16 protein-coding genes are annotated in these 20,376 nt (G+C 60.0%); 10 read left to right on the top strand and 6 right to left on the bottom strand.

Translation table 11 applies throughout. The annotated features are described in order from the left end of the window. Positions 1 to 86 precede the first annotated feature (86 nt). Positions 87 to 2,015 carry a transglycosylase SLT domain-containing protein gene (locus ACM530_RS02000; protein WP_106576941.1) on the bottom strand — a complete coding sequence of 643 codons (1,929 nt, stop codon included), beginning with the start codon at positions 2,013 to 2,015 and terminating at the stop codon, positions 87 to 89. Between the two features lie 213 nt (positions 2,016 to 2,228). On the opposite strand from ACM530_RS02000, the gene ACM530_RS01995 reads away from it, so the two are divergent. Then, on the top strand, positions 2,229 to 4,151 hold the full coding sequence (locus ACM530_RS01995; protein ID WP_145163036.1) for an ATP-binding cassette domain-containing protein: 1,923 nt from the start codon (positions 2,229 to 2,231) through the stop codon (positions 4,149 to 4,151). Between the two features lie 212 nt (positions 4,152 to 4,363). Here ACM530_RS01995 and ACM530_RS01990 read toward each other — a convergent pair whose 3' ends face one another. After that, complete coding sequence (locus ACM530_RS01990; protein WP_145163038.1) at positions 4,364 to 4,816, bottom strand: universal stress protein; 453 nt, start codon at positions 4,814 to 4,816, stop codon at positions 4,364 to 4,366. 105 nt (positions 4,817 to 4,921) lie between these two features. Here ACM530_RS01990 and ACM530_RS01985 point away from each other — a divergent pair, with 105 nt between their 5' ends. The 7 genes from ACM530_RS01985 to ACM530_RS01955 all read left to right on the top strand — a co-directional run bounded on the left by ACM530_RS01985 (position 4,922) and on the right by ACM530_RS01955 (position 13,422). Next, entirely contained in the window at positions 4,922 to 5,359 is a 438-nt protein-coding gene (locus tag ACM530_RS01985; RefSeq protein ID WP_416364161.1) for a hypothetical protein, read from the top strand. Positions 5,360 to 5,854: 495 nt separating this feature from the next. Beyond that, positions 5,855 to 8,002, top strand: a complete 2,148-nt coding sequence (fadB, locus tag ACM530_RS01980; RefSeq protein WP_416364160.1) for a fatty acid oxidation complex subunit alpha FadB — start codon at positions 5,855 to 5,857, stop codon at positions 8,000 to 8,002. 29 nt (positions 8,003 to 8,031) lie between these two features. After that, positions 8,032 to 9,207, top strand: a complete 1,176-nt coding sequence (gene fadA / locus ACM530_RS01975) for an acetyl-CoA C-acyltransferase FadA (RefSeq protein ID WP_106576936.1) — start codon at positions 8,032 to 8,034, stop codon at positions 9,205 to 9,207. Positions 9,208 to 9,304: 97 nt separating this feature from the next. Next, positions 9,305 to 9,541 carry a DUF1653 domain-containing protein gene (locus ACM530_RS01970; protein WP_021490990.1) on the top strand — a complete coding sequence of 79 codons (237 nt, stop codon included), beginning with the start codon at positions 9,305 to 9,307 and terminating at the stop codon, positions 9,539 to 9,541. Between the two features lie 114 nt (positions 9,542 to 9,655). Next, the gene (topA, locus tag ACM530_RS01965) at positions 9,656 to 12,277 is read left to right on the top strand and encodes a type I DNA topoisomerase (RefSeq protein ID WP_416364159.1); all 2,622 of its coding nucleotides are present in this window, start codon (positions 9,656 to 9,658) and stop codon (positions 12,275 to 12,277) included. A gap of 127 nt (positions 12,278 to 12,404) precedes the next feature. Continuing rightward, positions 12,405 to 12,926, top strand: a complete 522-nt coding sequence (locus ACM530_RS01960; protein ID WP_145163040.1) for a DUF6586 family protein — start codon at positions 12,405 to 12,407, stop codon at positions 12,924 to 12,926. A 262-nt stretch (positions 12,927 to 13,188) separates the two neighbouring features. Then, positions 13,189 to 13,422 carry a hypothetical protein gene (locus ACM530_RS01955; RefSeq protein WP_053255041.1) on the top strand — a complete coding sequence of 78 codons (234 nt, stop codon included), beginning with the start codon at positions 13,189 to 13,191 and terminating at the stop codon, positions 13,420 to 13,422. Positions 13,423 to 13,776: 354 nt separating this feature from the next. Here ACM530_RS01955 and sulA read toward each other — a convergent pair whose 3' ends face one another. Both sulA and lexA read right to left on the bottom strand, forming a co-directional pair. Beyond that, positions 13,777 to 14,250, bottom strand: coding sequence for an SOS-induced cell division inhibitor SulA (gene sulA, locus ACM530_RS01950; RefSeq protein ID WP_106576933.1), 474 nt, complete (start codon positions 14,248 to 14,250; stop codon positions 13,777 to 13,779). A 10-nt stretch (positions 14,251 to 14,260) separates the two neighbouring features. Next, positions 14,261 to 14,869: a transcriptional repressor LexA gene (lexA, locus tag ACM530_RS01945; protein ID WP_017137423.1), complete on the bottom strand. Its 609-nt coding sequence runs from the start codon at positions 14,867 to 14,869 to the stop codon at positions 14,261 to 14,263. A 263-nt stretch (positions 14,870 to 15,132) separates the two neighbouring features. On the opposite strand from lexA, the gene ACM530_RS01940 reads away from it, so the two are divergent. Continuing rightward, complete coding sequence (locus ACM530_RS01940; RefSeq protein ID WP_106576932.1) at positions 15,133 to 15,840, top strand: TetR/AcrR family transcriptional regulator; 708 nt, start codon at positions 15,133 to 15,135, stop codon at positions 15,838 to 15,840. Positions 15,841 to 15,984: 144 nt separating this feature from the next. Beyond that, positions 15,985 to 16,995: a beta-N-acetylhexosaminidase gene (gene nagZ / locus ACM530_RS01935; RefSeq protein WP_145163042.1), complete on the top strand. Its 1,011-nt coding sequence runs from the start codon at positions 15,985 to 15,987 to the stop codon at positions 16,993 to 16,995. Positions 16,996 to 17,096: 101 nt separating this feature from the next. On the opposite strand, the gene ACM530_RS01930 is transcribed toward nagZ, so the two are convergent. Beyond that, on the bottom strand, positions 17,097 to 19,787 hold the full coding sequence (locus tag ACM530_RS01930) for a DEAD/DEAH box helicase (RefSeq protein WP_145163044.1): 2,691 nt from the start codon (positions 19,785 to 19,787) through the stop codon (positions 17,097 to 17,099). A 9-nt stretch (positions 19,788 to 19,796) separates the two neighbouring features. Then, the gene (locus ACM530_RS01925) at positions 19,797 to 20,366 is read right to left on the bottom strand and encodes a CsiV family protein (RefSeq protein WP_124416717.1); all 570 of its coding nucleotides are present in this window, start codon (positions 20,364 to 20,366) and stop codon (positions 19,797 to 19,799) included. Between the last annotated feature and the right edge of the window lie 10 nt (positions 20,367 to 20,376).

Raw genomic sequence — 20,376 nt, 5'->3', positions numbered from 1 at the left:
CAACAGGCCTGCTGGCCACATTAACCCTGCTGGCCACACCAAGCCCCGCACCAGAAAACCCGCCACAGGCTCTTCGTCAGTCAGCCTTACTGATCATCAAAATACCGCTCATGCCAATCCACCAGCGGCTGCGGTGAGTTGAGCTTTTGCCCGTAGATCACCGAGTAAGACAGCACGTTCTGCACGTACTGGCGGGTTTCGTCGAACGGGATGCTTTCCACCCACACATCAAAACTCAGGTGATCAGCACCGCGCAGCCATTGGCGTACACGCCCTGGGCCGGCGTTGTAGGCGGCGGAGGCAAGCACGCGGTTGCCGTTGAACTGGCTGTGCACCTGGCTCAGGTAGGCGGCGCCAAGCTGGATGTTTTTGTCCGGGTCCAGCACCTGGGCCGGGGAGGCCAGCGGGATGCTGAACTTGCGTGCGGTTTCCTTGGCGGTGCCGGGCATCAGTTGCATCAGGCCGCTGGCGCCGACGCCGGAGCGTGCGTCGTCCATGAAGGCACTTTCCTGGCGGGTGATGGCAAACACCCAGCTGGAATGCAGGCCACGCACCTTGGCTTCGCGCACCAGGGTGTCACGGTGGGCCATCGGGAAGCGGATATCCAGGTCATCCCAGTACTGGGCCTGGCTGATGGTGCGGATCGCCGGGAAGTACCACTTCATGTCATAGGCCAGCTTGGCCTGGGCGACCATTTCATCGCGGTTGAAGTGGCGGCTCACGTGGTACCACTCGCGGCGGCCATCGACAATCTGGCCACGTGCATAAAACTCCAGCGCGCGGCGTACGCCGGGCGTGTTACGGACCTTGTTGACCAGCGCCTGGCTCATCACCAGCGGCTTGTTTTTCAGCTGATACGGCGCTTTGGAGCGGTCGGCGGCGAGGAAACCGTAGAAATCCCGTTCCTGCGCGAGGTTTTTGTACAGCACCAGCGGCTGCGGGTTTTTCGGCTCGGCCAGCTCCAGGCTGCGCGCTTGCCAATAACGCCAGCGGTTGGTGGTCGCCAGGTCTTGTGGGAGTTTGCGGGTCAACTGGTAGGCATCTTCCCAGCGTGCCAGGCGCAGCAGCAGGCGCAGGCGCCATTCGGAGACGGTGTTATCACGCAGCTCCGGGTCGTATTTGGTCATTACGTCCAGCGCGCGCGGGTCGTAGCGGCGTGCCAGGGTCAAGCCGATTTCACGGGCGATCGACACTTTTTCGTCACGGGAGAAGTGCATGCTGCTGGCGTAGCCGTCGAGCAGCGCCATGGCCTTGTCCGGGTCCTGGCGTGCCAGGCGACGCAGGCCCAGGCCGACGGCGTCAGACATCGCCTCGTTGGCCGGCAGGAAGCGCGACGGGTCGCTGAGCATGTCCGGCTTTTGCGCCACGTCGACCATCAGGCGGCCTTGGGCGCCAAGGGTCGGCAGGGTTTTCACCAGGCTGTTGGCCAGGGCGTAGTTGCGTGCTTCGGCGGCGAGCTTGGCGCGATCCCAGATTTTCTGTTCAGTGAGTTGACCGTCGGCGGCCCACTGGCCGAACGTGGCATCACACGCGGCGGGTTGGGATTTGCCGGTCAGCCAGAGTTTTTCGGTGGTCTTGTAGCCTTCGGCTTTCAAGTTATGGGTGAGCTGGTACTGACCATGCAGGCAGTCCAGTTCGACGAAATTGAGTTTGGCGTCGTAGTACTTTTCAAACGTCTGCCAGTCGCCACGATCGGCCAGCCAGCGCAACCAGCGCAGCTTCATCCAGTTGGCCTGGGGCAGGTCGCCGTTTTTAGCGAGGAACTGTTCGATTTCCTCGTTGCTCGCGGTTTTCAGCCGCGCGGTCAGCTCGTCATAGGCCAGGTACGGCGTGAGCGGGTAGTCGGCCAGGGCCTGGCTGTATTGCATGTACGGCCCGCTGTCGCCTTTGGCGAGGGCGCGTTTGGCTTCATCGTAATATTGACGTTGGGTGGTGAGGTCCACGGCCTGGGCGGATTGAACGGCGGTGGCGGAAAGAAGCAGACAAGATAAAAAGTTGAAAAGGCGACTGCGCATGAGACGTCCGTGCAGAGAAATCACGACTAGCACCGGCACCGCCGACACTGATTGCCCCTAGCTTAGCCTTTTGCCAGCGACCGGCGAAAGCTTTGCCGGCCGGCTGGCTGAAGTTCATCGTAAATGTCCTGCAGAACGTGTCGCCAGCGAAAATGCCGGCCGCATCCCACCCTCAAGTCAGGTAGAATGCGCGCCCAGTTTTTGGAGAAGCGTATGACCCTGCTCAAATTCAGCGATGTGTCCCTTGCTTTCGGCGCTATGCCGTTGTTGGACAAGGTGTCCTGGCAGATCGCCCGTGGTGAGCGGGTGTGCATCATCGGCCGCAACGGCACCGGCAAGTCCAGCATGATGAAGCTGGTTAAAGGCGATCAGAAGCCCGATGACGGCTCTGTTTGGCGTGCCCCGGGCCTGAAGATCGGCGAATTGCCGCAAGAATTGCCGGTGGCCGACGGACGGACAGTGTTCGACGTGGTTGCCGAAGGCTTGGACGGCGTCGGCGAGTTGCTCGCGCAATACCACCACCTGGCGCAGAACTGCGTCACCGAAGAGGACCTGGACAAGCTGATGCACGTCCAGCAAGACCTCGAAGCCCGTGACGGCTGGCGCTTGCAGCAACTGGTCGACAGCACCCTGAGCCGCCTGCAACTGCCGGCCGACAAGACCCTCGCCGAGTTGTCCGGCGGCTGGCGTCGTCGCGTGCTGCTGGCTCAGGCGCTGGTGTCCGAGCCGGATTTGTTGCTGCTCGACGAACCAACCAACCACTTGGACATCGGCGCAATCGCCTGGCTGGAAGAAGCCCTCAAGGATTTCCAGGGCGCCGTGCTGTTCATCACGCACGACCGTTCCTTCCTGCAGAACCTGGCCACGCGCATCCTCGAACTGGACCGTGGCGGCCTGATCGACTGGAACGGCGACTACGCCAGCTTCCTGGTGCACAAAGAGGCCACGCTGGCCGCTGAAGAAACTGCCAACGCGCTGTTCGACAAAAAGCTGGCCCAGGAAGAAGTCTGGATTCGCCAGGGCATCAAGGCCCGGCGCACCCGTAACGAAGGCCGTGTACGCGCCTTGAAAGCTCTGCGCGTTGAGCGCAGCGAGCGCCGTGAGCGCACCGGCAAGGCCAATATCCAGCTGGATACCGCCGACAAGTCGGGCAAGCAGGTGATGGTCCTGGAAAACGTCAGCTTCCATCACCCGGACGGCCCGTTCCTGATCAAGGATTTCTCGATGGTCCTGCAGCGCGGCGACCGTATCGGCCTGCTGGGCGCCAACGGCACCGGCAAGACCACCTTGCTCAAGCTGATGCTCAATGGTCTGCAACCGACCAGCGGTACGGTGGAAGAGGGCACGCGCATCGACGTGGCCTACTTCGACCAGTTGCGCCATCAGTTGGACCTGGAAAAAACCGTGATCGACAACGTCGCCGAAGGTCGCGACTTTATCGACATCGACGGCCAGAGCCGCCACGTGCTGAGCTACCTGGGCGACTTCCTGTTCAGCCCGCAACGCGCACGTACGCCGGTGAAAGCCTTGTCCGGTGGTGAGCGTGCGCGCCTGCTGCTGGCCAAGCTGTTCAGCAAGCCGGCCAACCTGCTGGTGCTCGACGAGCCGACCAACGACCTCGACGTGGAAACCCTCGAACTGCTGGAAGAGGTCTTGCTGACCTTCAACGGCACCGTGCTGATGGTCAGCCACGACCGGGCATTCCTCGACAACGTGGTCACCAGCACGCTGGTCTTCGAAGGTGAAGGCAAGGTGCGTGAATACGTCGGTGGTTACCAGGACTGGCTGCGTCAGGGCGGCTCGCCGCGCCTGCTGGGCGTGACCGAGAGCAAGTCCGGCAAGGCCGACCTGACCTCCGCTGTCGTTGCGCCAGTGGCTGCCGCTGCTGCTCCGGCCCAGGACGCTGCACCGTCGACCAAGAAGAAGCTCAGCTACAAGCTGCAACGTGAGCTGGAAGCCTTGCCGGGCGATATCGACGCCAAGGAACAGCAGATTGCCGCAGTAGAGGCAGAAATGGCTGACGCAGGTTTCTACCTGCGCCCGGCGGCGGAAACCGCCAAGGTCATTGCGTCCCTGGAAACGTTGAACCAGGAGCTGGAAGTGTTGGTTGAGCGTTGGGCCGAGCTGGATGCCTGATTGATTCAAGCGCACTAAAAAAGCCCGGCGCCCATTTGTATGAACGCCGGGCTTTTTATATGGAATGCGATTAGATATGTGGGACGGCTTGTGTGGGAGTCGGGCTTGCCCGCGATGCAGGCACCGCGGTGCGTCAGTTGGCCTGCGGTGATGCTATCGCAGGCAAGCCAGCTCCCACATCAGCCCGCTCCCACAGTTGTTTGGCGCCGTTCTTAAGTATTTTTTACCAGTTTTACCGCCAGCACATCACACGGCGCGCCGTGCAGTACGTCATTGGCGGTCGAGCCCAGCAGCAGCGCCAGGCCATGACGGCCGTGGCTGCCGACCACGATCAGGTCGCAGCCCTGTTCCTTGGCCAGGTGGTGGATTTCCTGACGAGGCTGGCCGTAGGTGAGGTGGGAGTTTTCCTTGGTCACTTCCGGGTACTTGAGGATCAACCGGTCCAGGCGCTCTTTGGCCTGGTCAAACTGTTGTTGCTGCAACTGGGAAAGGTCCATGGGCACGTCGCCACCAAACGCCATGGCCATAGGCTCGACGATATGCACGAGTGACAGCTTGGCGCCGTTGGCGATTGCTGAAGCCTGCGCGCGCTTGATCACTGGGTCGCACTCTTCGGTCAGGTCGACAGCGACCAGGATATGTTTGTAGGAGTGTTCGTTGGACATGGCGCGTTCCTCCAGGGGACTGCAATAAGTTCAGTATGGCTGCTTTCAAGCGGATGGGGTTGCGTCAGGTCAAATCCGCTCATCTAGAAATTCGGGAGTACACATATGACGGTCTGGATAGTGGTGTCAATCCTTCTCGTGGTACTGAGCCCTCTGGCATGGTTGCGCCCCTCGCGCCATCAGAGCGGGCGCATGGCCCTGCGAATGGAGGCGCGCCGCATCGGCCTGGCCATGCAATTGGCGCCGCAGGACTGGCCGTACTGGCTCAAGCACGAGCCGCCAAGCCCTTGCGCGCAGTACTGCCGACCGCGCCGCGCAAGTGTGCCGGCCCTTTGGTGTTACTGGCAGCTGGAGCCCGGGGTTTGGGTCAATCAGTGGCGCGAAGTGTGCGTCGATGAGACGTTGTTGGCGCACTTTGCGACCCTGCCGGATAACGTCTACAAGGTCGAGGCGGACAAGCAGATGATCGCCCTGTACTGGGGCGAGAAGGGCGAGGCGAGTGTGTTGAAGGATATTGATGCGCTGCTCAAGGCCCTGGCTTGATGCCTGTCGGATAAAACCCAGGCAATAAAAAGCCCGACATCATCATCGGGCTGGAGTTGGCCAGGCAGGCCGGTAAATCTGTGATGCATGCGTCAGATGTTCATCCAGGCGCATTAAGGTTGTCGCTAGCCTAGCGGCATATCCTGTTCTGTACAGTCTTTTCCTACAAAATCTCCATTATTGATTTCGTGAATAGTTGAATATTGGCCAGGCGTAAGCCGTGGGCCTTGGTTCTGAACTGACTGGAAAGTCGCGTTTTTCCTAGCCTTTCGAGCGATTGACAATTGCCCGGAATTGGATGAAGGTGACGTACCCAAATCAAACGGGCGTATGAATTGAGCGTTTGTCTGTCAGACCGCTCATACAGAACCCCGACTAGCGCGTTGGCGGGTGTGCCTGGCGGATTGGCATGAGCATTGACCCAATAATCAATGTCCAACCAGAGGCCAGCGTCCAATGTGTACTGTTCAGCTTCCATATCGTGGAGATCAGTTGATGATTTACGAAGGTAAAGCCATCACGGTTAAGGCTCTTGAAAGTGGCATCGTCGAATTGAAATTCGACCTCAAGGGTGAGTCCGTCAACAAGTTCAACCGTCTAACCCTGAATGAATTGCGTCAGGCCGTAGACGCCATCAAAGCAGATGCTTCGGTCAAGGGCGTGATCGTCTCCAGCGGCAAGGACGTGTTTATCGTCGGCGCTGATATCACCGAATTCGTCGACAACTTCAAGCTGCCCGATGCCGAGCTGGTGGCTGGCAACCTCGAAGCCAACAAGATTTTCAGCGATTTCGAAGACCTCAACGTGCCAACCGTTGCCGCGATCAATGGCATCGCGTTGGGCGGCGGCCTGGAAATGTGCCTGGCCGCAGACTTCCGTGTCATGTCGGCGACCGCCAAAATCGGTCTGCCTGAAGTCAAACTGGGCATCTACCCAGGTTTTGGCGGCACCGTGCGCCTGCCGCGCATCATCGGTGCCGACAACGCCATCGAGTGGATTGCCGCCGGCAAGGAAAACAAAGCCGAAGACGCGCTGAAAGTCGGTGCCGTCGATGCTGTGGTTGCCCCGGACAAACTGGCCGAGGCCGCACTGAACCTGATCAAAGGCGCCATCAGCGGCGAATTTGACTACAAGGCCAAGCGTCAGCCAAAGCTCGAAAAACTCAAGCTCAACGCCATCGAACAAATGATGTCGTTCGAAACCGCCAAAGGTTTCGTGGCAGGCCAGGCCGGCCCGAACTACCCGGCGCCGGTTGAAGCGATCAAGACCATCCAGAAAGCCGCGAACTTCGGTCGCGACAAAGCCCTGGAAGTGGAAGCTGCAGGCTTCGTCAAACTGGCGAAAACCTCGGCTGCCCAGAGCCTGATCGGCCTGTTCCTGAATGATCAGGAGCTGAAGAAAAAGGCCAAGGCCTACGACGAAATCGCCAAAGACGTGAAACAGGCTGCCGTACTCGGCGCCGGTATCATGGGCGGCGGTATCGCCTATCAGTCGGCCTCCAAAGGCACGCCGATTCTGATGAAAGACATCAACGAGCACGGTATCGAGCAAGGCCTGGCGGAAGCCGCCAAGCTGCTGGTGGGCCGCGTTGATAAAGGTCGCATGACCGCAGCGAAGATGGCAGAAGTGCTTAACGGCATTCGTCCTACGCTGTCCTACGGCGATTTCGGCCACGTCGACCTGGTGGTCGAAGCGGTTGTCGAGAACCCGAAGGTCAAGCAAGCCGTACTGGCCGAAGTAGAAGCCCAGGTTAAAGAAGACACCATTCTGGCCTCGAACACTTCGACCATTTCCATCAGCTTGTTGGCCAAGGCCCTCAAGCGTCCGGAAAACTTCGTCGGCATGCACTTCTTCAACCCGGTGCACATGATGCCGCTGGTGGAAGTGATCCGTGGCGAGAAGTCCAGCGAGCTGGCGATTGCTACTACCGTTGCCTACGCCAAGAAAATGGGCAAGAACCCGATCGTCGTTAACGACTGCCCGGGCTTTTTGGTCAACCGCGTGCTGTTCCCGTACTTCGGCGGTTTCGCCAAGCTGGTCAGCGCCGGTGTGGACTTTGTGCGTATCGACAAAGTCATGGAAAAATTCGGCTGGCCCATGGGCCCGGCGTACCTGATGGACGTGGTCGGCATCGACACCGGCCACCACGGTCGCGATGTCATGGCCGAAGGCTTCCCGGACCGCATGAAAGACGACCGCCGTTCGGCGATCGACGCGCTCTACGAAGCCAAGCGCCTGGGCCAGAAGAACGGCAAGGGCTTCTACGCTTACGAGGCCGACAAGAAGGGCAAGCAGAAGAAAGTGGCCGACCCTTCGGTGCACGAAGTACTCGCGCCGGTCATCTACGAGCAGCGTGAGGTGTCCGATGAGGACATCATCAACTGGATGATGATCGCCCTGTGCCTGGAAACCGTGCGTTGCCTGGAGGACGGTATCGTTGAAACCGCCGCCGAAGCCGATATGGGCCTGGTGTACGGTATTGGTTTCCCTCCATTCCGTGGTGGTGCGCTGCGTTACATCGATTCGATCGGTGTGGCCGAGTTCGTTGCCCTGGCTGACAAATACGCTGATCTGGGCCCGCTGTACCACCCGACCGCGAAGCTGCGTGAAATGGCCAAAAATGGCCAGAGCTTCTTCGGTTAAGCGCCCAGACGACTAGAGCGAGAATATTTATGAGCTTGAATCCAAGAGACGTGGTGATTGTCGACTTCGGTCGCACACCGATGGGCCGCTCCAAGGGCGGCATGCACCGCAACACCCGCGCCGAAGACATGTCGGCGCACCTGATCAGCAAATTGCTGGAGCGCAACGTCAAGGTTGACCCGAACGAAGTCGAAGACGTGATCTGGGGCTGCGTCAACCAGACCCTGGAGCAGGGCTGGAACATCGCGCGCATGGCGTCGTTGATGACCCAGATCCCGCACACCGCCGCTGGCCAGACCGTCAGCCGCCTGTGTGGCTCCTCGATGAGCGCGCTGCACACCGCTGCCCAAGCGATCATGACCGGTAACGGCGATGTGTTCGTGGTCGGCGGCGTGGAGCACATGGGCCACGTCAGCATGATGCACGGCGTCGACCCTAACCCGCACATGTCGCTGTACGCGGCAAAAGCCTCGGGCATGATGGGCCTCACCGCAGAAATGCTCGGCAAAATGCACGGCATTACCCGCGAAGCCCAGGACGCGTTCGGCCTGCGCTCCCACCAGCTCGCCCACAAGGCGACGGTGGAAGGCAAGTTCAAGGATGAAATCATCCCGATGAACGGCTATGACGAAAACGGTTTCCTGAAACTGTTCGACTACGACGAAACCATTCGTCCGGACACCACCCTGGAAAGCCTGGCGGCCTTGAAACCTGCCTTCAATCCAAAGGGCGGCACCGTGACAGCTGGTACTTCGTCGCAAATCACCGACGGTGCTTCGTGCATGATCGTGATGTCGGCGCAGCGTGCCCAGGACTTGGGTATCCAGCCGATGGCCGTGATCCGTTCGATGGCGGTGGCGGGTGTGGACCCGGCAATCATGGGCTATGGTCCAGTACCGGCCACACAAAAAGCCTTGAAGCGCGCGGGCCTGACCATCTCCGATATCGACTTCTTCGAGCTCAACGAAGCTTTCGCCGCACAGGCCCTGCCAGTGCTGAAAGATTTGAAAGTACTCGACAAGATGAACGAGAAGGTTAACCTGCACGGCGGTGCGATTGCCCTGGGCCACCCATTCGGTTGCTCCGGTGCACGTATTTCCGGCACTTTGCTTAACGTGATGAAGCAAAATGGCGGCAACCTTGGGGTTGCAACCATGTGCATTGGTCTCGGCCAAGGCATTTCCACCGTCTTCGAACGCGTCTAAGCGTTGGGTTGACGGAAGCCGGGGCCCAGTGCCCCGGTTTTTGTTTTTTGGAATTTTTAATATTTTTTTTCAACAAATTTTACAAGAGGGCCAGAGCATGAAAGTCGAACCAGGGCTCTACCAACATTATAAGGGGCCGCAGTACCGCGTTTTTAACGTGGCGCGGCACTCCGAGACCGAAGAGGAAGTGGTGTTTTACCAAGCACTGTATGGCGATTACGGCTTTTGGGTGCGCCCATTGAGCATGTTCCTGGAGACCGTCGAAGTTGACGGCGAGCAGGTCCCGCGCTTTGCTTTGGTCCAGGCCGAACCCAGTCTTTTTTCAGGGCAATAACGGCAGGTCGCGCAGAATGCTGCGCTTGACCTCACCTTGTTGCCACTATATATAGCGTTGCCGCGACAGGCGCCAACTGCCTTTCACTTCTCGAATTCAGGAATTTTCCGATCCATGGGCAAATCGCTGGTCATTGTGGAATCCCCGGCTAAGGCCAAGACCATCAACAAGTACTTGGGCAACGAGTACGTGGTGAAGTCGAGTATCGGCCATATCCGAGACCTGCCCACCAGCGGTTCGGCTAGCGCCAGCAAGGAGCCTGCCGCCAAGCGCGGCAAGGCGGCTGCGGGCGAAGGTCCGGTGCTCACGCCTAAAGAGAAAGCGCGCAAGCAGCTGGTCTCGCGCATGGGTGTAGACCCGGAACATGGCTGGAAGGCCAAGTACGAGATCCTTCCCGGCAAGGAAAAGGTCATCGAAGAGCTGCGCCGGCTCGCCAAGGATGCTGACACCATCTATCTCGCAACCGACTTGGACCGCGAAGGGGAAGCCATTGCCTGGCACCTGCGCGAAGCCATCGGCGGTGATGACAGCCGCTACAAGCGTGTGGTGTTCAACGAAATCACCAAAAAAGCCATCCAGGAAGCCTTTTCCAAGCCGGGCGAACTGGACATCGACCGTGTAAACGCCCAGCAGGCCCGTCGTTTCCTCGACCGCGTCGTGGGTTACATGGTCTCGCCACTGCTGTGGGCCAAGATCGCCCGTGGCCTGTCGGCCGGCCGTGTGCAATCGGTGGCGGTAAAGCTGGTGGTAGAGCGTGAGCGCGAGATTCGTGCGTTCAACCCCGAAGAATACTGGGAAGTCCACGCTGACCTCGGCACCGCCAAGGGCGCCAACGTGCGCTTTGAAGTGGCCCGCGAGAAAGGCGAGGTCTTCAAGCCGCTGAACGAAGCCCAGGCCATGGCCGCGCTGGAGAAGCTCAAGGCTTCCAGCTACAGCATCGTCAAGCGTGAAGACAAACCCACCAGCAGCAAGCCGTCGGCGCCGTTCATCACGTCCACCCTGCAACAGGCCGCGAGTAACCGCCTGGGCTTTGGTGTGAAGAAAACCATGATGATGGCTCAGCGTTTGTATGAAGCTGGCTACATCACGTATATGCGTACCGACTCCACCAACCTGTCGCAAGACGCGGTGGCGATGGCGCGTACTTATATTGAAACCGAATTCGGCAAGAAGTACCTGCCGGAGAAGCCGAACGTCTACAGCAGCAAGGAAGGCGCACAGGAGGCTCACGAAGCGATTCGTCCTTCCGATGCCAATACCGAGCCAAGCAAGCTGACCGGCATGGAGCGCGACGCTGAGCGCCTTTACGAGCTGATCTGGCGCCAGTTCCTGGCCTGCCAGATGCTGCCGGCGCAATACCTGTCCACCACCGTCAGTGTCGGTGCGGGCGACTTCGAGCTGCGTGCCAAGGGCCGTATCCTCAAGTTCGACGGCTACACCCGCGTGATGCCGCAAATCGCCAAGCCAGGCGATGACGATGTGCTGCCGGACATGGCCCAGGGCGACACGTTGAAGCTGATCAAGCTCGACCCGTCCCAGCACTTCACCAAGCCGCCGGCGCGTTATTCGGAAGCCAGCCTGGTAAAAGAGATGGAGAAACGCGGTATCGGTCGTCCTTCGACTTACGCGGCAATCATTTCGACCATCCAGGACCGTGGCTATGTCGCGCTGCACAACCGTCGCTTCTACTCCGAAAAGATGGGCGACATCGTTACCGAGCGCCTGTCCGAAAGCTTCTCCAACCTGATGGACTACGGCTTCACCGCCGGCATGGAAGAGAACCTCGATGACGTGGCCCAGGGCGAACGCGACTGGAAAAACGTACTGGATGAGTTCTACGGCGACTTCAAGAAGAAGCTCGAAGTAGCCGAAAGCCCTGAAAGTGGCATGCGTGCCAACCAGCCGGTGATGACCGACATCCCGTGCCTGACCTGCGGCCGTCCGATGCAGATTCGTACCGCGTCTACCGGCGTGTTCCTCGGTTGCTCGGGCTACAGCCTGCCGCCGAAAGAGCGCTGCAAGGCCACCGTCAACCTGGTGCCGGGCGATGAAATTGCCGCTGACGACGAGGGTGAATCCGAGTCGCTGGTATTGCGTGGCAAGCACCGCTGCCCGATCTGCAGCACGGCAATGGATGCCTACCTGCTCGATGAGAAGCACAAGTTGCACATCTGCGGTAACAACCCTGATTGCGACGGCTACGAGATCGAAGAGGGCAGCTACCGCATCAAGGGCTACGAAGGCCCGAGCCTGGAATGCGACAAGTGCGGCAGTGAGATGCAACTCAAGACCGGCCGTTTTGGCAAGTTCTTCGGTTGCACCAACCCGACGTGCAAGAACACTCGCAAACTGCTGAAAAGCGGTGACGCGGCGCCGCCGAAGATGGACCCGGTGAAGATGCCTGAACTCAAATGCGAGAAAGTCAACGACACCTACATCCTGCGTGACGGCGCTTCGGGCTTGTTCCTGGCCGCCAGCCAGTTCCCGAAAAACCGCGAGACCCGTGCGCCGCTGGTGCTGGAAATCGTGCCGCACAAGGACGAGATCGATCCCAAGTACCACTTCCTGTGTGAAGCGCCGAAGAAGGATCCCGACGGTCGCCCGGCCGTGATCCGCTACAGCCGCAAAACCAAGGAGCAGTACGTGCAGACCGAAGTGGACGGCAAGCCTACGGGCTGGAAAGCGTTCTACGACGGCGGCAAGTGGAAGGTCGAGGACAAGCGCCAGGGCGCTTGATCGACTACGTTGCGAAATACAAAGGCCGCCTGCATAGGCGGCCTTTTTTTGCGCTTGCAGGAGTCTCGGCTGATCCGTGACACTGTTGAGCCAGCATCCGGCTTATTTCGTTGTGGAGACTGCCGTTATGGCCAACGAACTCTATACCCGTACCAATCAGAAAATTTACTTCGCGGGTTTGTCCCTGGAAGCCCTTGGTCGTGCCGAGGAAGGGAAGGAGATGAATGCCATCGCGCTGGTGCAGGCGGGACGCGAGGCTGCATTGTTCCATCTCTACGGCGCTCTGTTGGGGCTGTGCCATGAAATCGCCGGGTTCTACCGTTTGCCCCAGGCCGGTTCGCCGCGTGCAGAACTGATCATGAACCGCGAAGTGCTGGAAAGCATGGCCATTCCTGAGCTGGCCGAGCTGGTGGAAATGGCCCAAAGCCCCGACAGCTGGGTGGCCCGCCTGCTCAAGGCGCATGCCGACATGTTCCAGCCGCCACGCGTGCCGCATGTGCCCAAGGGGGACGTGACGCAGCCGCTGATTGTCGCTGTTGCGGTGGAGGAGGATGAGCCCAAGCCGTTGAGCCGCGAAGAACTGGAGAGCTGGCGCCAAGAGCTGAAGAAGATGGCGTTGCGGTTTCGCGAAGGTTTGAACGAGTGCTAAGAAGCCGTCACTGACTGAATGCGATCACAAATGTGGGAGCGGGCTTGCTCGCGAAAGCGGTCTATCAGCCGGCCTATGCATCAACTGACAGATTGCTTTCGCGAGCAAGCCCGCTCCCACAGTTGAACCAAGTTGCACAGAAAGTCCAGCACGAGGCCCAATGAGCACCATTCATCAAGCCGTAGAGAAACCTGTTCAGATCCTCTGCGAGGCTGGGTGGATGACTGATATAATCCCGGCCTTTCGTGGAGAACAGACTTTTATGCCAACGTCCTTTCTGGAAATTGTTGAATTGCCTGACGGCCGAATCGAGCTGCGTCGGGCTGAGGACGAGGGTTCTCTGGTTATCTTGGATTTTTCCGAAGACGCAAAAGCATTCCTGCAAGGCCAGCACGTGGAAGTGGCCAAAGCCATGTTGAGCGTCGGTGTGCAGATGGCGGGTCGCCTGGCAGAAGGCGAACCGGAGAAGGACGACGGGCCGCGGGTTCTGCACTGAGTTTTGCAGTTAAGTGCACTTTTCGTTGTAGGCGGGTTTGTTGTAGTGAGCAGGCCTATGCAGTAAGCAAGCCTCTGAGGTGAGTAGGCTCGCTGTTGTGGGCGGGCTTGCTGTGGTAAACGGGCTTGTTGTGGCGAGCGGGCTTGCCCCGCGTTGGGGCGCGAAGCGGCCCTGATGGATTAACGCGGTATATCAGGTATTCCACGGTGCTTGGTTTTGGGGCTGCTTCGCAGCCCAACGCGGGGCAAGCCCGCTCGCCACAACAAGCCCGCTCGCCACATCAGTCCGTTTTGCCACAGAAGCCCGCTCGGTACAGATACCTGTCTGTCACCTACGCAATCAGCCAGTTCCCTGTTACCCCAATCGAATATTCAAGCTCTGCGCATCGCCCGTCCGTGCGGCGCTGATCAGTTGTTGCTTGGCCGCAGTGTTCAACGGGTTCAACCAACTCACCACCGTATGGCTACGGCCCAGACGCAAGGCTTCGCAGGTCAACTGTTGAGCGCTTTGCGCGCCGCGCGGTTGCAGCAGCAGGATACGCTCGCGGTTGAGGCCGGCGTCTCGCAGCCAGGCCTGGGTCAGGCTGGCAGGTGGAGCGATCAGCGTCAGCCAGCGTGCGTCCTGCTCCTCGCTCAGTTCACGAAGGATCGGCGCCAGCAGGCTCAGGCAGCTTCCAGCTGCACCGCGCAACGACAATTCACTGAACGCCTCAGGTTCGGAGCCCCACGGGGCCTCGACCGTTTCCTTGAGGATAGGCGCAAGAGGTTGAGCCATGAAGGCCTCGAACAGCGACAGTTGTGTGTGTTGTGGGGTGTGCACGAGCTGCATGGTGCCTCCTTTAGCGGCGAATGACGCCGACGCTCAAGCCTTCGATCACCAGGTCCTGATCTTTCAGGTTCACTTCAATCGGGGCGAACTCAGGGTTTTCGGCCATCAGCCAGACCTTGCTGCCTTCGCGCTTGAAGCGTTTGACGGTGACTTCATCGCCGATACGCGCAACGACGATCTGGCCATTACGGGCTTCACGGGTGGTGTGGACGGCCAGCAGATCGCCGTCGAAAATGCCCACGTCCTTCATACTCATGCCGTGTACACGCAACAGGTAGTCGGCGCGCGGATGGAAGAAGGTCGGGTTGATGTTGCAGGATTCCTCGACGTGCTGTTGCGCCAGAATCGGCGCACCGGCGGCGACGCGGCCAATGATCGGCAGGGTCGATTCGTCGGCCTTGGCTTCAAAGCCAGGGATGCGAATACCGCGAGAAGCTCCTGGGGTCATCTCGATCGCGCCTTTGCGAGCGAGGGCCTTGAGGTGTTCTTCAGCGGCGTTTGGGGACTTGAACCCCAGCTCCAGCGCAATTTCTGCTCGTGTCGGCGGATAGCCGTTGTCATCGAGGCAGCGCTTGATAAAAGCCAGAATCTCAGCTTGGCGTGGCGTCAGTTTTAGCATGTTGATCGCTCTGTCTTTTTATACAGTGACTGGGATTATATACAGTGAACTGCGCTTGGCAATCATCCTTTTTGAGCACACCGCTGGACGGTCATTCGTCATCCGTCCTACAAGGCAGAAACAGCGCTGCCTACAGACCAGGAAGGATGTGATTAAATAGCGGTTAAATAGATGACTGCCCGGCCGGAAAACGGACTCGCAGGCTTGACAAGACACACCCTGAAACGTATGTTTCAAACAAGTGTTTGTCAGGCGGAGTAGCCATGGCCCAGTCGGAAACCGTTGAACGCATTCTCGATGCTGCCGAGCAATTGTTCGCGGAAAAAGGATTTGCTGAAACTTCATTGCGGCTGATCACCAGCAAGGCTGGGGTTAACCTTGCCGCAGTGAATTACCATTTCGGCTCAAAGAAAGCCCTGATCCAGGCGGTGTTTTCGCGCTTTCTGGGGCCGTTCTGCGCCAGCCTCGACCGTGAGCTGGAGCGCCGCCAGACCAAGCCTGATAACAAGCCGAGCCTGGAAGACCTGCTGGAAATTCTGGTTGAGCAAGCGCTGGTGGTTCAACCACGCAGCGGCAATGACCTGTCGATCTTCATGCGTTTGCTCGGCCTGGCGTTCAGCCAGAGCCAGGGCCACTTGCGGCGTTATCTGGAAGACATGTACGGCAAGGTGTTCCGTCGCTACATGCTGCTGGTCAACGAAGCCGCGCCGCGTATTCCGCCGATCGAACTCTTCTGGCGCGTGCACTTCATGCTCGGTGCTGCGGCGTTCAGCATGTCCGGGATCAAAGCCTTGCGCGCAATTGCCGAGACCGATTTCGGTGTGAACACCTCCATCGAACAAGTGATGCGCCTGATGGTGCCGTTCCTTGCCGCCGGCATGCGCGCCGAAACCGGTGTGACCGACCAGGCCATGGCGGCCGCGCAGTTGCGCCCACGCAGCAAATCCACGCCAGCCGTCGCCAAGGCGTGATTGCCCCGGGTGTGCGCGGCCGCTTGCATCCGCTAAGCTAGCCGCCATGCCGATTTCAGCTATTTACTCGCAACCCGTTGTGCTCACTGCGCTTATCGCGCCAGGTGAGGGCAACGGGTTGTGTGCGTTATTTAAGGAAGGTTTATGACTGCTGCCCTGCAAGGTTCTTTGATGGTTGATGTGGCCGGTACCTGGCTGACGGCCGAGGATCGTCACCTGTTGCGTCAGCCTGAAGTGGGCGGCCTGATCATTTTCGCGCGCAACATCGAGCACCCACGTCAGGTGCGCGAGTTGAGCGCGTCGATCCGTGCCGTGCGTCCCGACCTGCTGCTGGCCGTTGACCAGGAAGGCGGGCGCGTGCAGCGCCTGCGCCAGGGCTTTGTGCGTCTGCCGGCCATGCGTTTGTTGGCGGATAAGCCGAATGCCGAATACCTGGCCGAGCAGTGCGGCTGGATCATGGCCACAGAAGTACTGGCGGTTGGCCTTGACCTGAGCTTCGCCCCGGTACTGGATTTGGATTACCAGCGCAGCGCCGTGGTCGGCACCCGCTCGTTTGAAGGCGACCCCGAGCGCGCCGCCGTGCTTGCCGGTGCCTTCATTCGCGGCATGAACAGCGCGGGCATGGCCGCCACCGGTAAACACTTCCCGGGCCACGGCTGGGCTGAGGCCGATTCCCACGTCGCCATTCCCAATGACGAGCGTAGCCTGGAACAGATTCGCGCAAATGACCTGGTGCCTTTCGCACGGCTGAGCAAGCAATTGGCCGCCGTCATGCCCGCACACGTCATCTATCCGCAGGTGGATGCCCAGCCGGCTGGTTTCTCGCGGCGCTGGCTGCAGGACATTCTGCGTGGCGAGTTGCAGTTTGATGGGGTGATTTTCAGTGATGACCTGTCCATGGCCGGGGCGCATGTGGTCGGTGATGCGGCCAGCCGGATCGAAGCGGCGCTGACCGCCGGTTGCGACATGGGCTTGGTGTGCAACGATCGTGCGGCCGCCGAGCTGGCGCTGACGGCGGCGCAGCGCATGAAGGTTACGCCTTCGGCGCGGATTGCGCGGATGCGTGGGCAGGCGATTGCTTCGACGGACTATAAGCAGGACCCGCGTTGGCTGGCGGCGCTTACCGCGTTGCGGGATGCTCAGTTGATCGGCTGAAAACCGTGGTGCGCCCATCGCAGGCAAGCCCGCTCCCACACTTGAATGTATTCACACATCAAAATGTGGGAGCGGGCTCGCCCGCGATAGCAATCTGAAGGTCAGCGCTTCTCTTGCTTATTGGGCAACGGCGCAAACAACGCCTCGATATCCTCGTTGCCCAACTGCCAATCTCCCGTCGTACGCCCATCCAGCACGCCCGCCGCCAGGTCGGACTTTTCCTTTTGCAGGTGTTGGATTTTCTCCTCCACCGTGCCCCGTGCAATCATTTTATAGACGAACACCGGCTTCTCCTGACCGATGCGATACGCGCGGTCAGTCGCCTGGTTCTCCGTGGCCGGGTTCCACCACGGGTCATAGTGGATCACCGTATCGGCTTCTGTCAGGTTCAAGCCCACACCGCCAGCCTTCAAGCTGATCAGAAAAATCTGCAACTTGCCGCTCTGGAAGTCCTTCACCGGTGTGCGGCGGTCGCGGGTCTGGCCGGTCAGCAGTGCGTAGGCCACGCCGCGCTTTTTCAGCTCGACTTCGATCAGGCTCAGCATCGAAGTGAACTGCGAGAACAGCAGAATCCGGCGCCCTTCGGCAAACAGCTCTTCGAGCATTTCCATCAAACTGTCGAGCTTGCCCGAGCTGCTGCCGCGCGCGGGCAGGGCGGCATCGTTGACCAGGCGCAGGTCGCAGCACACCTGGCGCAACTTGAGCAGCGCTTCAAGAATAATGATCTGGCTACGCGCCACGCCCTTGCGGGTGATTTCGTCGCGCACCTTCTTGTCCATGGCCAGGCGCATGGTTTCGTACACATCACGCTGGGCTTCGTTGAGATCGACCCAGTGGATGATCTCGGTCTTGGGCGGCAATTCCGTGGCCACCTGTTCCTTGGTACGGCGCAGCAGGAAGGGTTTGATCCGACCGTTGAGGTGCTGCAATCGCACATCACTGGCGCGCTTTTCGATGGGCACGCGGTAATCGCGGTTGAAGCTTTTCACGTCGCCCAGCCAGCCCGGCAGCAGGAAGTGGAACAGCGACCACAGCTCACCCAAGTGGTTTTCCAGCGGTGTACCACTCAGGCACAGGCGCTGGCGCGCATTGAGCTCGCGCGCGGCCTGAGCGGCCTTGCTGTTGGGGTTCTTGATGTACTGGGCTTCGTCGAGGATCAGCACGTGCAAGGGCAGGGCGGCGAGTTGCTCGATGTCTTTGGGCAGCAGCGCATAAGTCGTCAGCAGCAGGTCGTAGTCCTGCAGGTTGGCGAAGTGCTTTTTGCGTGTCGCGCCATACAGCGCCACTACCTTGAGTTGCGGCGTAAAGTGCGCGGCTTCGTCGAGCCAGTTCGGGATCAGGCTGGTAGGCATCACCACCATGCACGGCCGATCCAGGCGCCCGGCGATTTTTTCACTGAGAATATGCGCCAGCGTCTGTAGGGTTTTGCCCAGGCCCATGTCATCCGCAAGAATCCCGCCCACGTCGAGTTGGCGCAGCGACTGCATCCAGCTCAAGCCTTCCAGTTGATACGGGCGCAGTGTCGCGTTCAAGCCTTCGGGCGCCACGCAGGTGAAGTCCTTGATGTCACGCAGGCGCTGGGCAAAGTTGCGGATCTTCTCGCCGCCTTCCCATTGCAGCGGCAGGTCTTCCAGCGGGTTGAGACGAATCGCATCGGCCTTGGCCAGGCGCAAGGTGGTGGTGCCCGATTCCTGCAGGTAAAATTCGCCAAGGGTGGCCAGCACCGGTTTCAAGCGGCCGTAGGGCAGCGCCACTTGCAGCGGCCCGTGGCCGTTGGGCAGGCCGGGGATGTTCACCAGGATCAGCTCGTCATCGCGGCGCCGGGCGAGCTTTTCCGGGTTGAGGATCTCGGTGTGCGAGCGCATCAGGTTCAACAGAATCGGCAGCAGGCTCAGGCGCTCGCCGTTGACGATGATGCCCAGCTCCAGGTCAAACCAATCGCGTTCCGGGCCTTCATCGACGGTGGCGTACCAGTCATCGACGGCGCTCAAGTCGAAACCGAAATCCTCATCGATCTGCAACTCCCAGCCCTCGGCGCGCAAGGTCGGCGAGGCGTTGAGGGTGAAGTTCAGCCAGGCACTGTCGTTGACCATTTCGAACAATTCGCCGGCGCTCTCCGGCAACGCCTTGCTCTGGCGCGTGGCGATCTTGAAGCCGAGCAGGCGCAGTTGCTCGCGGTACGGTTGCTCCAGCTCCGGATGGCGCTTGATGCGCAGGCTCTGGGTTTCCTGGCGCACCACGATGTCGGCATTTTTTTGCCCGCTGACATAGTTGCCCAGGTAGTTGAACGACAACGCCGCACGGTGCTGGATGTAACGCTGCATTTTGCCATTGCGCGGTTCAAACGCGCTGAACTCGACACTCGCCAGCCACAGGCGCGGCACCGGTCGCACATCCTCCATCACCACCTGCGGCAGCACCACGCGGTTATCCAGCACGGCCTGGAGTTTTTCCAGCAGCTCGGCATCTTGCGCAGCCGCCGGGTAAGCCAGGGTTTCCTGGACCTTGAGCAGCACCGCCGCGATATGTTTGCAGTTGGTGTGCACCGGGCACGTGCAGCGGCTGTCCACCAGAATCAGCATGCCTTTGGCCGATTCGCGCAGCGAGATGGTCTGCCGGTAAACGTTGCCGCCCGAGCCTTCGCAGCTGGCAACAATGGTGCTGTCGCCGGACTCGACGATGCGCACGCGGTTTTCCAGGGCGTAGCGGCGCCCGCGCTCAAGGCTTTGCTCTTTAAAGCGATTGGCCCACGACGGGGCCAGGGGTTTGGTCAGTGACGATGTCAGGGGCATGGCGCTGGATCAGTCCTGAGCGTCGGGCGGTGGTGCGCTGGGTGGTTTGGCGGTCAGCGAGGTGATCTTGATCAGCAGGGCCAAGTGGCCGCCGTCCAGGTAGTTGAGCTGGTTGTTCTTGGTGCGCACGCCTTGCTGGCTCAAGTGTTCGCTGGCGATGACGCTGCCGTTGGCGTCGAACTGGTTGATCCAGAAGTCTGCGTCGATATCGGTAAAGCGCCCCAGTTGCAGGTTCAGCGTGCCTTCGATGGGAAACTGGCCAAACTGCTCCTGGCCATCGCTGATGGCCAGCTTCACCGGCTGCTCGCCCAGGTTCTGGTCCCAGGCCCGGTGCAGCAGCACCGTGTAACCGGTGTCGGCACTGAGCTTGTCGACGATGTTGCCCAGCCGCGGCGGGCTGATTTTGTCCGCCGGCAGCCGTGGTGCCCCGGCGTCCCAGTTTTCCGGCGCCGCGCGGCTATTGATCACCGGCTCGGCGTTCTGGCGCACCAGAATCATTTCCACCAGATAGGGGCTGTCGGCAAACGCCGAAGGAGCAACGACCACCAACAACAAGCTCAAAATGCGGAACAGGCGCATTGGGGCGTCC

The organism is Pseudomonas sp. NFX183, assembly GCF_047943075.1.
In the GTDB taxonomy this organism is placed as follows: Bacteria; Pseudomonadota; Gammaproteobacteria; order Pseudomonadales; family Pseudomonadaceae; genus Aquipseudomonas.
The sequence above is the reverse complement of the archived record's forward strand: the minus strand, read 5'-3'. Positions and strand labels throughout refer to the sequence as shown.